Origin of the sequence: Nocardioides abyssi, assembly GCF_030412915.1 — a bacterium.
Classification (GTDB): domain Bacteria; phylum Actinomycetota; class Actinomycetes; order Propionibacteriales; family Nocardioidaceae; genus Nocardioides; species Nocardioides abyssi.
Genome location: NZ_JAUHJR010000005.1, coordinates 72,191 through 84,523, shown reverse-complemented (window position 1 = coordinate 84,523; position 12,333 = coordinate 72,191). Strand labels below are relative to the sequence as shown.

Annotated in this window: 11 protein-coding genes; 9 read left to right on the top strand and 2 right to left on the bottom strand. The window is 74.4% G+C overall.

Translation table 11 applies throughout. The features are described 5' to 3' along the window. The first annotated feature begins 33 nt into the window (after nucleotides 1-33). From QWY29_RS12980 to QWY29_RS12970, 3 genes are all read left to right on the top strand, one after another. Nucleotides 34-288 carry a WhiB family transcriptional regulator gene (locus QWY29_RS12980; RefSeq protein ID WP_166192530.1) on the top strand — a complete coding sequence of 85 codons (255 nt, stop codon included), beginning with the start codon at nucleotides 34-36 and terminating at the stop codon, nucleotides 286-288. A gap of 94 nt (nucleotides 289-382) precedes the next feature. Next, nucleotides 383-3,283: a glycosyltransferase family 2 protein gene (locus tag QWY29_RS12975; RefSeq protein ID WP_300961441.1), complete on the top strand. Its 2,901-nt coding sequence runs from the start codon at nucleotides 383-385 to the stop codon at nucleotides 3,281-3,283. Then, nucleotides 3,280-4,659, top strand: a complete 1,380-nt coding sequence (locus QWY29_RS12970) for a DUF5719 family protein (RefSeq protein WP_300961440.1) — start codon at nucleotides 3,280-3,282, stop codon at nucleotides 4,657-4,659. Before QWY29_RS12975 ends, QWY29_RS12970 begins: the two co-directional genes overlap by 4 nt. Before the next feature lie 9 nt (nucleotides 4,660-4,668). Here the strand turns inward: QWY29_RS12970 and QWY29_RS12965 are convergent, their stop codons facing one another. Further along, the gene (locus tag QWY29_RS12965) at nucleotides 4,669-5,133 is read right to left on the bottom strand and encodes a metallopeptidase family protein (RefSeq protein WP_300961439.1); all 465 of its coding nucleotides are present in this window, start codon (nucleotides 5,131-5,133) and stop codon (nucleotides 4,669-4,671) included. A gap of 48 nt (nucleotides 5,134-5,181) precedes the next feature. On the opposite strand from QWY29_RS12965, the gene QWY29_RS12960 reads away from it, so the two are divergent. From QWY29_RS12960 to QWY29_RS12935, 6 genes are all read left to right on the top strand, one after another. Next, entirely contained in the window at nucleotides 5,182-5,544 is a 363-nt protein-coding gene (locus QWY29_RS12960) for a DUF3499 domain-containing protein (RefSeq protein ID WP_300961438.1), read from the top strand. Between the two features lie 31 nt (nucleotides 5,545-5,575). Continuing rightward, a complete protein-coding gene (locus QWY29_RS12955; RefSeq protein ID WP_300961437.1) occupies nucleotides 5,576-6,952 on the top strand; it encodes a phosphomannomutase/phosphoglucomutase in 1,377 nt (458 codons plus the stop codon). After that, nucleotides 6,949-7,125 (top strand): Trm112 family protein, encoded by a 177-nt coding sequence (locus QWY29_RS12950; RefSeq protein ID WP_300961436.1) that lies wholly within the window; start codon nucleotides 6,949-6,951, stop codon nucleotides 7,123-7,125. Before QWY29_RS12955 ends, QWY29_RS12950 begins: the two co-directional genes overlap by 4 nt. Before the next feature lie 4 nt (nucleotides 7,126-7,129). Continuing rightward, nucleotides 7,130-8,158, top strand: a complete 1,029-nt coding sequence (locus tag QWY29_RS12945; protein WP_300961435.1) for an SIS domain-containing protein — start codon at nucleotides 7,130-7,132, stop codon at nucleotides 8,156-8,158. 71 nt (nucleotides 8,159-8,229) lie between these two features. Continuing rightward, nucleotides 8,230-9,342 (top strand): acyltransferase family protein, encoded by a 1,113-nt coding sequence (locus tag QWY29_RS12940; RefSeq protein WP_300961434.1) that lies wholly within the window; start codon nucleotides 8,230-8,232, stop codon nucleotides 9,340-9,342. Nucleotides 9,343-9,390: 48 nt separating this feature from the next. After that, nucleotides 9,391-10,341 carry a DUF808 domain-containing protein gene (locus QWY29_RS12935; protein WP_300961433.1) on the top strand — a complete coding sequence of 317 codons (951 nt, stop codon included), beginning with the start codon at nucleotides 9,391-9,393 and terminating at the stop codon, nucleotides 10,339-10,341. 375 nt (nucleotides 10,342-10,716) lie between these two features. On the opposite strand, the gene QWY29_RS12930 is transcribed toward QWY29_RS12935, so the two are convergent. Further along, a complete protein-coding gene (locus tag QWY29_RS12930; protein ID WP_300961432.1) occupies nucleotides 10,717-11,979 on the bottom strand; it encodes an HNH endonuclease signature motif containing protein in 1,263 nt (420 codons plus the stop codon). Nucleotides 11,980-12,333: the final 354 nt, after the last annotated feature.

The following is a 12,333-nucleotide window of genomic DNA, read 5'->3' as shown; positions in this document are numbered from 1 at the left end:
CGTCAGCATCACCGGGTCGAAAGGGCGAGTGCCGTGAGAGAACTTTTTCTCCTCGACGGGGACGCCGAGGAAGCGGGTTGGCAGGAGCGTGCGTTGTGCGCCCAGACCGACCCCGAGGCGTTCTTCCCCGAGAAGGGTGGATCGACGAGGGAGGCCAAGAAGGTCTGCCTCACCTGCGAGGTGCGGACCGAGTGTCTGGAGTCCGCACTCATGAACGACGAGCGGTTCGGCATCTGGGGTGGTCTCTCCGAGAGGGAGCGCCGCAAGCTGAAGAAGCGCGCAGTCTGAGCAGGGGCAGCAGGAGAGGGGAACCTCGGTCGTCAGCGGCCGGGGTCCTTCTCATTTCGGAGCGTCCCCGGCAGGCCCCGTAGGGTCTTCCGACGTGTCCGCCCCGGGTCGTGTCGTCGCGCTGCTCGTCAGCCACGACGGCGCCCGCTGGCTCCCCGCGGTCCTGGACGGGCTGCGTGCCCAGACCCGCCCCGTCGACGCGGTCGTCGCCGTCGACACCGGCAGCAAGGACGGCAGCGCCGACCTGGTGGAGTCCGCGCTCGGCGACCTGCTGGTCGGTGGCGTCGAGCGGGTCACCGGCGCCACGTCGTACCCCGCCGCCGTCGCGCTCGGCCTGGAGAAGGCCGCAGCCGCCCACCCCGACGCCCACCTCGACGTCCACCCCGACTCCCACGTGGACCGGGACGGCGACTGGGCCTGGCTCCTCCACGACGACAGCAACCCCGACCCCCGCGCGCTCGAGGAGCTGCTCGCCGCGGCCGCGGAGCAGCCGGACGCGGCCGTGCTCGGCCCCAAGCTGCGCGAGTGGCCCTCGCTGCGCCGCCTGCTCGAGCTCGGCGTCACGATCTCCGGCACCGGCCGGCGCGAGACCGGCCTGGAGCGCGGTGAGTACGACCAGGGCCAGCACGACGCCGTCCGCACCGTGCTCGCGGTCAACACCGCCGGCATGCTCGTGCGCCGCCACGTGCTCGAGGAGCTCGACGGGTTCGACCGGCAGCTGCCGATCTTCGGCAACGACGTCGACTTCGGCTGGCGCGCCGCCGCGGCCGGACACCGCACGATCGTGGTGCCGCAGGCCATCGTCTTCCACGCCGAGGCGGCCCACCGCGGCGCACGTCGCACGCCGCTGACCGGCCGGCACACCCACTACCAGGAGCGCCGCGCCGCGCTCTACACGCTGCTCGCCAACTCCCGCGCCCGGTCGCTGCCCTTCCAGCTGGTCCGGCTCGCGCTCGGGACCGTGCTGCGCGTCATCGGCTTCCTGCTGGTCCGCTCGGTCGGCGAGGCACTCGACGAGCTCGCCGCTCTGGTCTCGGTCTACTCCAGCCCCCGCGAGGTCCACGCCGCCCGCCGCGAGCGCCAGGAGCGGCAGGTCCGCGAGCCCGCCGACGTGCGCCGGCTGCTCGCGCCGCCGTGGCTGCCCTACCGCCACGGGCTGGACTTCGTCAGCGACCTCGCCGCGGCGGCCACCCACCAGGCCGCCGACGTCGCCGAGCGCCGCCGGGCGGCCAAGGCCGAGCACGACCCGTCGTCGATGGCCGCGCGCCGGCGCGAGCTCGACGACGACGAGGAGTACGCCGACACCGGCGTCGTCGCGCGCTTCCTCACCAACCCCGTCGCGGTCGCCCTCGCGGTGGTCCTCGTCGCACTGCTCGTCGCGGCCCGTGAGGCGTACGGCGCCGTCGCGGGCGGCGGCCTCTCGCCGGTGCCCGCCGGGGTCGGCGACTGGTGGCGGCTGCACGTCGAGCACTGGCACCCGCTCGGCCAGGGCACGGGCGTTCCCGCGCCGCCGCACCTGCTCCCGCTGGCGCTGGTCGGCACCGTCCTCGGCACCACCGGCGCGGTCAGCGCCCTGCTCGTGCTCGCGGCCCCGGTCGCGCTGTGGGGCTCGTGGCGGCTGCTGCGCGTGGTCGGCCGGTTCGTCTCGCCGCAGGGCGCCCCGCGCTGGCTGCTGCTGTGGGGCTCGACGACCTGGTCGCTCGTGGCGCTCACCAGCGGCGCCTGGGGCGACGGCCGCCTCGGCCCGGTCGTCACCGTCGCCGTCCTCCCGTGGCTCGCGCACGCCGCCCTCGGCTTCGCCGACCCCGAGCCGGACCGCCGCTGGCGCGCCGCCTGGCGCACCGGCGTCCTGCTCGCGCTGACCACCGCCTTCGCCCCCGTCGCCTGGCCGTTCGCCGCCCTGCTCGGGCTGGTCGTGCTCGCCGCGTCGTACGCCGTCGTCCGCTCCGGCCTGCGCGACCGCTCGGTCTGGGCGCCGCCGCTGGTGGCGCTGGCCGTGCCGCTGCTGCTCCTGGCGCCCTGGTGGCTGCCGAGCCTGCTGGAGCGGGCCGCCGAGGGGCTGCTGCTCGAGCCGGGCCGCCTGCCGGTGCCGACCGTCGCCCCGCTCGACCTGGTCGCCGGCCGGCTGGGCGACCTCGGCGCGCCCTGGTGGCTGGGGGTGGTCGTGGCCGCGCTGGCCGTCCTGGCGCTGGTGCCGCGCGCCACCCGGGTCCCGGTGCTCGTGGCCTGGATCGTCGCCCTCGTCGCTGCCGTCGTGGCCGCGCTCCTCGGCACGGTCACCCTCTCGCTGGCCACCGTCGAGACCGGGCCGGCGCTCGGGTTCCTCGTGGTGGTGCTCCAGGGCGCGTTCGTCGTCGCGGCGGTCCTCGGCGGCCAGGGTGCGCCCCGCCGGGTGGCCGCGGCCGTCACCGTCGTCGCGGCCGTGGTGCCGCTCGGCGGGCTGGCCTGGTCGCTCGCGGGCGCCGACGCCTCGCTGGACGAGGACCCGCGGTCCGGCATCCCGGCGTACATGGTCCAGGCCGCCACCCGCGGCGACGACCACGGCATCCTCGTCGTCCGCGGCTCGGTCGAGGACGGCCTGACCTGGGTGGTCCGTCGCGGCGACGGCGTGACCCTGGGGGAGGACGAGGTGCTCGCGCTCGCCCCCGAGGACGACGCGCTCACCCGCGACGTGCAGCAGCTCGCCTCGCGGCCGACACCGGCGCTGGTGACCGAGCTCGGCGACCGGGGGATCGAGTACGTCGTGCTCCCCGCCCCCGCCGACGGCGCGGTCGCCGCGATGCTCGACGCCACCGGCGGGCTCGTCCAGGCCAGCGCCGCCGACCCCGCCACGCGCGCCTGGCAGGTCGACCGGCCGGTCGCCGACGACGCGCTCGACGGTCCGCGCTCGTGGCTGCGGGTCGTGCTCCTCCTCGTCCAGGGCATCGGGCTCGTCTGGGTGCTCGTGCTGTGCGCGCCCACCACCCAGCGCGCCCTCGAGCGGAGGCGTCGATGAGCACCACCTCCCGCCGGGCCGCCCGCGCCCGGCCCTCCCGCGCCCTCGACGTCACCGTCGTGCTGGCGGTGCTGCTGCCGCTGCTCACCGGCGGGGCGGTGCTGCTCACGCGCACCGAGACCCCCGGCGTCCCGGACCGCTCACCCGTGGAGACCACCCTCGGGGCCGCGTCGGTCGTGTGCCCCGCGGCCGAGGCGCCCGCCCGCGTCACCCCGGCCTCCGGTGGGTCGGGCACGGTCGTCGCCGGGCTCGGCAACGAGGAGTCCGAGGTCGAGGTCGCCCCCGACCGGGTGGCCGAGGTGGCCGGCCTGCGCGGCCGCCCCGTCGTCGTCGGCGCCCAGGACGAGCTGGCGCCCGGCCTGGTCGCCGGGCGGTACGCCGACCGCCCGCTGCGCGTCGCCGAGTGCGCCGCACCCGCGCCCGAGCAGTGGTTCACCGGCGTCGGTGCCGGCGCGGGCCACTCCTCGGTCCTGGAGCTGGTCAACCCGGACAACGGCGCGGCGGTCGCCGACGTCGTCGTCACCGGGCGCGCCGGGGTCGTCGAGGCCCCCGCCCTGCGCGGGGTGGCCGTCCCCGGGCGCAGCCGCGTCCGGCTCGACCTCGCCGAGCTCGTGCCGCGCCGCGACGAGCTCTCGCTGCACGTCACCACCCAGCGGGGCCGGGTCTTCTCCGACGTGCTCGACCGGGTCGACGAGCTCGGCGCCGGCGACGCCGCGGAGGACCACCTGCCTCCGCAGGCCGCCCCCGCCACCTCCGCGACCCTGCTCGGCCTGCCCACCGGGCCCGGCCGCCGCACGCTGGTGATCGCCAACGACGGCGACTCCGAGGTGCGGGCGGGCGTTCGCGTGCTCGACGAGCGGTCGGTCTTCGCCCCCGAGGGCCTCGAGGACGTCCGGGTCCCGCCGCAGTCGGTCGCCCGCGTCGAGCTCGGCGCCACGCTCGGCCCGCTCGTCGCCGACGGTGCGCTCGGCGTCGTCGTCGACGCCACCGGCCCGGTCACCGCGACCCTGCGCTCCTTCGTGGGCGGGGACCTCGCCCACGCCGTGCCGACCGCCGGCTTCGAGGACGCCACGGTCGCGGTCGTCCCGCCCGGCCGCAAGCGGCTCGTGGTCGCCGGTGCCACCTCCACGGGCGTCGTCGAGGTCGTCGCACGCGACGCCTCCGGCACCGAGCTGGCCACCAAGCGGGTCGAGGTCTCGCCCGACCGCGGCGTCGCGGTCGGCCTGCCCGCCCGGGCCGTGCACCTCACGGTCACCCCGCAGCGCACGCCCGTGGTCGCCTCGGTCGTCGCCGCGACCGGCGGCTCCGGCGTCGTGCGGCTCCGGGAGCTGGTGCGCTCCTCGCTCGTCCCCCACGTCCGCCCCGGCCTGCCCTAGCAGGAGCCGTCAGTCGTCGTCGGTGTCGTAGCGCGGGTCGATGACGGACGGGTCGACGTTGAGCAGGTCGGCGACCTGCTCGACGACGACGGTCAGCACGAGCGCGTCGAGCTCGGAACGGGTCTCGGCGCGGTGCTCGATCGGGCGGCGGAAGAGCACGACGCGGGACGGCTCGCCGTCGCTGCCGCGCACCGCCGAGCCGAGCGGCACGGTGGTGGGGTCCCAGTCGTCGGGCAGGTGCGGGGTGTCCTCGACGGCGTACTCCACCGTGCCGAGGCGGTCGGCCCACCGTGCGTCGACCTCCTCGACGACCGCGAGCACGAGGTCGTCGAAGCGCTCGCGCCGCGTCCGGGTCTCCGGGCGGCCGGGGGTGCGGGGGAGCACGCCGGGCCCGCGCATCCCGCGGCCGCGCCGGTCGCGCCTGCGGGGGCCGCGGGAGCCGTCGGGGGCGCGGTCGGGGGCGCGGTCGGTCACGCCGCGAGCCTAAGCCGGGTGGTCGGTGCCGAGGGGTACGGTCTGCTCGTGAGTCCCGCCCGTCGCTGTTCGCGCACCGCGTGCGGCCGTCCTGCGACCAGCACGCTCACCTACGTCTACGCCGACCAGACCGCCGTCCTCGGTCCGCTGGCCACCTACGCCGAGCCGCACGCCTACGACCTCTGCGAGGCCCACAGCGAGCGGCTCTCCGCCCCGCGCGGCTGGGAGGTGCTCCGCCTGGCGCCGGACCCGTCCGCCGCGGGGCCGTCCACCGACGACCTGCTGGCCCTCGCCGACGCGGTCCGCGAGGCCGCCCGCCCGGTGCAGCACGTGGTGCGGCTGCCCCCTGCGGAGGAGAACGCGCGCGAGCGCGGCCGCCGCGGTCACCTGCGCGTGCTGACCACCGACTGACCCCCTCGGCCCACCTCGTTAGGGTCTGGCCATGGCCGACACCCTCGACCCCGCGAACATCGCCGCGATCTTCAAGGCGTACGACGTCCGCGGCACCGTGCCCGACCAGCTCGACGACGAGCTGGCGCGCGCGACCGGCCGTGCCTACGTGCAGGTCGTCGGCGCGACCAGCGTCGTGGTGGGCCACGACATGCGGCCCAGCAGCCCCGGGATGGCGCGGGCGTTCGCCGAGGGAGCGACCGCGGCCGGCGCCGACGTGGTGATGATCGGGCTGGCCTCGACCGACCAGCTCTACTTCGCCTCTGGCCACCTCGAGATGCCGGGCGCGATGTTCACCGCGAGCCACAACCCGGCGCAGTACAACGGCATCAAGATGTGCCGCTCCCACGCCCAGCCGATCGGCATGGAGACCGGGCTGGCCGAGATCCGCGACCTGGTCGTGAGCGGGTCGACGCAGGACGCCGAGCGGACCGGGTCGGTGACCGAGCAGGACGTGCTGGCGGCGTACGCCGACCACCTGCTCTCGCTCGCGCCCGTCGAGGGCCGGCGGCTGAAGGTCGTCGTCGACGCCGGCAACGGCATGGCCGGCCACACCGCGCCGGCCGTCTTCGACCGCCTGGGGGACCGGGTCGAGCTGGTGCCGATGTACTTCGAGCTCGACGGCACCTTCCCCAACCACGAGGCCAACCCGATCGAGGCCGAGAACCTCCGCGACCTGCAGGCCAGGGTGCTCGAGACCGGCGCGGACGTCGGCCTGGCCTTCGACGGCGACGCCGACCGCTGCTTCCTCGTCGACGAGACCGGCCGCAACGTCTCGCCCTCGACGCTGACCGCGCTCATCGCCGCCCGTGAGCTGGCCAAGGAGCCGGGAGCGACGATCATCCACAACCTGATCACCAGCCGCGCGGTCCCCGAGCTGGTCACCGAGCTCGGCGGCACGCCGGTGCGCACCCGCGTCGGCCACTCCTACATCAAGGCCACGATGGCCGAGACCGACGCGATCTTCGGCGGCGAGCACAGCGGGCACTTCTACTTCCGCGACTTCTGGCGCGCCGACTCCGGCATGCTCGCCGCGCTGCACGCCCTCGCCGCGCTCGCCGAGACCGACACGACGCTCTCGCAGCTGCTCGCCGAGTACGAGCGCTACCCGGTCAGCGGCGAGATCAACTCCACGGTCGCGGACCAGCAGGCGGCGATCGCCCGCATCGAGCAGCAGTACGCCGCCCGCGACGGCGTCACCACCGACGGGCTCGACGGGCTGACGGTCAGCCACGCCGACTGGACCTTCAACGTGCGGCCCTCGAACACCGAGCCGCTGCTCCGCCTCAACGCCGAGGGCCGGGACGAGGCCACCATGGCCGCGATCCGCGACGAGGTCCTCGCCACCATCCGCCAGGAGGGCTCGTGAACATCGACCAGGGGCTGCTGGACATCATCGTCTGCCCGAACTGCCACGGGGACCTCGTCCCCGCACCGTCGCCCGAGGGCGGGGAGCTCGTGTGCCGCGGGGAGTGCGCCTACGCCTACCCCGTGCGCGACGACATCCCCGTCCTGCTCGTCGACGAGGCCCGGAAGCCCTGATCCCGTGACCTGGTTCGACGAGTCCCGCCTCGACGACGAGACCGCGATCGGCGCGGCCGACCTGCGGTTCCGCACCCTGGCCGAGTCCGGCTCGCGGGTGCGCCGCGAGTGCAGCGACGCGTCGGAGGCGATCCACGAGGCCGTCGGCCGGCTCCAGGACCAGGCCCGCCCGCGCGCGATCATCGCCGCCGGCCCCGACTCGCGCCTGCTCCGCGCGGTGCTCGAGCCGTGGTGCCCGGTGCCGTTCGTCGCCTGGCCCGGACCGGTGCTGCCCGGTTGGGCCGGCTCGCTCGACCTCGTCGTGGTCCTCGCGCCCGACGGCGCCGACAGCGGCACCGCGTCCGCGGTCGCCGAGGCGGTCCGCCGCGGCTGCCAGGTGGTCGTCGCCTGCCCGCCGGGCTCGATGGTCGCCGACCACGCCGCCGGCCGCTGGAGCACGATCTTCCCGGTCGCCACGCAGGACCCCCTGGCCACCGCAGTGGTCGTGCTGTCGTTCCTCGACCTGGTCCGGCTCGGCCCGAGCGCCGACCCCGAGGGCGTCGCCTCCGCGCTCGACGACGTCGCGATCGGCTGCTCGCCCTACCGCGACCTGTCGATCAACCCCGCCAAGATGCTCGCCATCGCGCTGGCCGACGCCAACCCGCTCGTCTGGGGCGGCTCGGTGCTCGCCGCCCGCGCCGCTCGCCGCGTGGCGGAGTCGATCCGTCGCGCCAGCGGCCGCACCGCGATCGCCGGGGACGTCGATCAGGTGCTGCCGGTCATCGAGGCGACCCGTCCGCGTGACGTCTTCGACGACCCCTTCGCCGACGGCGGCGGCGAGCTCCGCCCGACGCTGCTCGTGCTCGACGACGGCAACGAGGACCCCGTGCTCGGCGACCACCGCCGTCGGCTCGAGGACACGGCCGCCGCACGCGGCGTACGCGTTGAGACGCTGACGACCGAGGCGCCCAGCGAGGTCGCCCGCTACGCCTCGCTGCTGCTGCAGGGCACCTGGGCCGCGGAGTACCTCCGCCTCGGCCTCGTCGACGACTGACGCCCCAGGTGCAGCCCGGTCGGGGCGCCAGCTCAGGTGTAGCCCGCTCCGGGGCCGGGCACCAGACCCGGGTGAAGCGGGATCCGTGGTTCGACAACGCCAAGATGGCGCTGGTCACCCTCGTCGTGCTCGGTCACGCGTGGGTGCTGCTGCCCGACACCGCCTTCGTCGGCCACGGATACGACTTCCTCTACGCCTGGCACGTGCCGGCGTTCGTCTTCGTCACCGGCTACCTCTCGCGCTCCTTCACCTACTCCAAGGCGCGGATGTGGCAGCTGGTGCGCACCGTCGCGGTGCCGTACGTCGTCTTCGAGGCCGCCATCGCCGCCTTCCGCATCCTCGTCGGCGGGGAGGAGCTCGAGGACCTCTGGCAGGACCCGCACTGGCCGATGTGGTACCTCGCCGCGCTGTTCTTCTGGCGGCTCCTGACCCCGGTCTTCAAGAACCTCTGGGGCGGGCTCGGGGTCGCGGTGGTCATCAGCGTGCTGGCCGGTCTCTACGCCGGCGACACGCTCGACATGGCCCGGGTGCTGGGCCTGCTGCCGTTCTTCGTCATGGGCCTCAAGGCCACCCCCGAGCGGCTCGAGCGGCTGCGCGCCCCGCGGGTGCAGGTCGTCGCGGTCGGGGTGTTCGTCGGCATCTGGCTGCTGACCTCCCGCACCGACGAGTGGGCGGCGACCGAGTGGCTCTACTACCGCGCCCGCTACGACGAGCTCGACGTCAGTGACACCCAGGCCTTCGTCACCCGCGCGTGCCTGCTGGTCATGGGCACGGTCGGCGCGTGGGCGTTCCTCGCGCTGGTGCCGCGGATCGGTGGCTGGTTCACCCGGATGGGTGCGGCGACGCTGGTCGTCTACCTCTTCCACGGCTTCTTCGTGAAGGGCGCTGAGTACGCCGGGTTCCCGTCGTGGGCGGAGGGCCACTACGCCCTCTCGATCGTGCTGACCACCCTCGCGGCCGTCGGGCTCAGCCTGTTCCTGGCCTGGCGGCCGGTCGCCTCGCGGCTCCAGCACCTCGTCGACCCGGTCGGCTTCGCCGAGCGGCGCGTCGAGCACGCCCACGAGCTGCGCGACGCCACCGTCGAGGCCGACGTGCTCGCCGACGCCGTGCAGGAAGCCGCCGAGGACCGGGCCGCCGAGGACCGGGCCGCCCGGGACGGCGACCGGGTCGTGCCGGGCCGCTAGGGTTCCGCCCACGTCGGGACGTCCGACACCCTCAGGAGGGAACATCGCGTGAGCGCTGGACTGTTCGGACTGCTCGACGACGTCGCGGCCCTCGCGCGCCTGGCCGCGGCCTCCATCGACGACGTGGGTGCCGCCGCGGGGCGGGCGACGACCAAGGCGGCCGGCGTGGTCGTCGACGACACCGCGGTCACCCCGCAGTACGTCCACGGCGTCGCCGCCGACCGCGAGCTGCCGATGATCAAGCGGATCGCGATCGGCTCCATCCGCAACAAGCTGCTGATCATCCTGCCGGTGGCGCTGCTGCTCAGCCAGTTCGCCGAGTTCCTGCTGACCCCGATCCTGATGCTCGGCGGCGCCTACCTGTGCTTCGAGGGCGCGGAGAAGATCTGGGGCAAGCTGAGCGGCCACGACAGCCACGCCGCCCCCGTCGCGGAGTCGGGGCCGGAGGCGGAGAAGACGATGGTCTCCGGTGCGATCCGCACCGACCTGATCCTCTCGGCCGAGATCATGGTGATCTCGCTGAACGAGGTCGCCGACGAGGGCTTCTGGGCCCGCGCCGCCATCCTCGTCGTCGTGGCGATCGCCATCACGGTCGCCGTGTACGGCGTCGTCGCGCTCATCGTGAAGATGGACGACTTCGGCCTCCACCTGGCCCGCCGCTCCTCGACGTTCGCCCAGAAGGTCGGCCGCGGCCTCGTCGCCGGCATGCCGAAGCTGCTCACGGTCATCTCCGTCGTCGGCACCGTCGCCATGCTGTGGGTCGGCGGCCACATCGAGCTGGTCGGCCTCGACGAGCTGGGCTGGCACGCGCCGTACGAGCTCGTCCACCACCTGGAGGAGGCCGCCCACGACGCCACCGGCTCCCTCGGCGGCGTCCTCGGATGGATCGTCAACACCGCCTGCTCCGCCGTCTTCGGCCTGGTCCTCGGCGCGATCGTCGTCGCGGTCATGCACGTCCTGCCGTTCGGCAAGAAGGACGAGCCCGCCGCCGCCCACTGACACTCCGGCCGGTCGAGCCCTCCGCTGGTCGAGCAGCGAGCGCGGGCGGTCCTCCGTTGGTCGAGCAGCGAGCCCTGGCGAGCGTCGTCGAGTCCCGGTGAGGTGGGCAGGGCCTGTGGTGGTCGCCGCCCTGCGCAGGTGCGGGGGTTTCGTCGACGCTCAGGCCCTCAGCGGGCCTTCGCTGCTCAACCAGCGGAGGCGCGCGCCGGGAACCGCCGTTGGTCGAGCAGCGAGCCCTGGCGAGCGTCGACGAGACCCGGTGAGGTGCGCAGGACCTCGGGGCGGTCGTCCCGATGGGGGTGGTCGCTGCCCTGAGCGGGTGCGGGGGTTTCGTCGACGCTCAGGCGCAGCACGCCTTCGCTGCTCAACCAGCGGCTATGTCCGCATGTGGAACGATACGGCGCCGTCGGGATGGTGGGTGGTCGCGAAGCGTGGGTCGTGGACGCGGGCGTGATGCCGGGGGCACAGCAGTCTCGCGTTTCTGATGTCGGTCTTCCCGCCGTGGAGCCAGCTGTCGTCGTGGTGGGCGTGGCAGAGGTGGGCCGGCCAGTCACAGCCGGTGGCGGTGCAGGTCTGCTGGGTGATCGCGAGCCCGCGGCGCTGGGCGCCGGAGAAGAGGCGGGCGGTGCGGCCGAGGTCGAGGAGCTCTGACTTCCTGCCGAGGACGGCGGGGAGGAGTCCGGCTTCGCAGGCCATGCGCCGGGCTTGGGATGCGGAGATGGGTTCGCCGGACTCGAGGGTGGCGCGGCCGATGTCGCTCGTGAGTGCGGTGTAGTCGATGATCACGACGACGGAGGCGTTGAGACCGCCGAGCTGGAGGAGCTTGTCGGCGGGCAGGCGTTCGAGGAGCTCGCAGAACGCGTCGCCCATCCGCTCCGGCGAAGGACGGCGATCCCCTGCTTCTGCCGTCTCATCGCCCCTGGTCGCGGCTTGGTGCTTGGGTGCGGCGAAGGCGAGCAGCATCTTCTTGAGCATCTCGCCGTGCAGGGTCGGGATGGAGAACTTCCCGCGCACCGATCCCTTGCCGTCGGGGCACATGGTGAGCCAGGCGTTGGCGCGGGCTTCACGCTCTTCGCGCTGGAGGGCGCGGGCGTCGCGTTCCTCGCCGATCTCGGGGGCGACGACCGTGAGGACGTGCTTCGCGAGGATCGCGAGCGTCTTCGGAGTGACGTCGAGGGCCTCGTTGAGCAGGTGCTTCTCGGCCCGCTCCGGGATGGTCGGGTCCTCGAGGTCGTCGGACAGCTTGTCGACGCAGTCGGTGATGACCCTCGCGTGGTCGACACTGATCGCACCCTCCGCGAGCGCAGCTGCGGTGGGGGCGTGGCGGTCGAGCGACTCCGCGAGCCGCATCCGCCGCTTGGCGGCCGGCCGGTCCTGCCGGGTCTCGTGGGACCACCAGGACGCGGTGTCGGTGGCACCGACCTTGTCGCCGACCGCGCGGCGGTCGGCCTCGGCGGCGAGCTTGAGCTCCAGCGCCTCGGCCTGGGTGCGCAGCCGCGTGGCCTCCAGCAGCGCGGTCGAGACCTCGGTGTCGGACATCTGCCAGAGCTGGGAGCTGCAGGCCGAGCGGGCCTTCCTCCGGGACTTCGCGACCGCGCGGCACACCGGGTGCGCGGTGGGTCGGGAGTCCTTGGCCATGGGTCTACTCAAGCAGCGACCACCGACAGTGACAGGGCTGTTTCCCCAGGTCAAGCCACTATGCGGACAACAACTTCAACGAGTTCTCGGCGGGTTTCGAGACGGGCCTGGCGGCCCTCCTCAACCAGCCGAGAACGAGTTCTCGGCGGGTTTCGAGACGGGCCTGGCGGCCCTCCTCAACCAGCCGAGACGAGGCTGCCGTGAGTCGGGAAGCAGCCGCGAGCCACGGCGTACCCGTCCTCATAGCTGCTCCCACCGCGACCACCCACGGCCCGCAGGCCGAAGGTCGGGTGCAGGGGTCTCGTCGACGCTCACCAGGGCTCGCTGCTCGACCAACGGGCCGGCGGAGGATGA

Coding starts and splice junctions, on each gene's coding strand:
- QWY29_RS12930 (WP_300961432.1), bottom strand. CDS start 11,979: ATGGCCAAGGACTCCCGACCCACCGCGCACCCGGTGTGCCGCGCGGTC.
- QWY29_RS12955 (WP_300961437.1), top strand. CDS start 5,576: ATGGCCGACACCCTCGACCCCGCGAACATCGCCGCGATCTTCAAGGCG.
- QWY29_RS12970 (WP_300961440.1), top strand. CDS start 3,280: ATGAGCACCACCTCCCGCCGGGCCGCCCGCGCCCGGCCCTCCCGCGCC.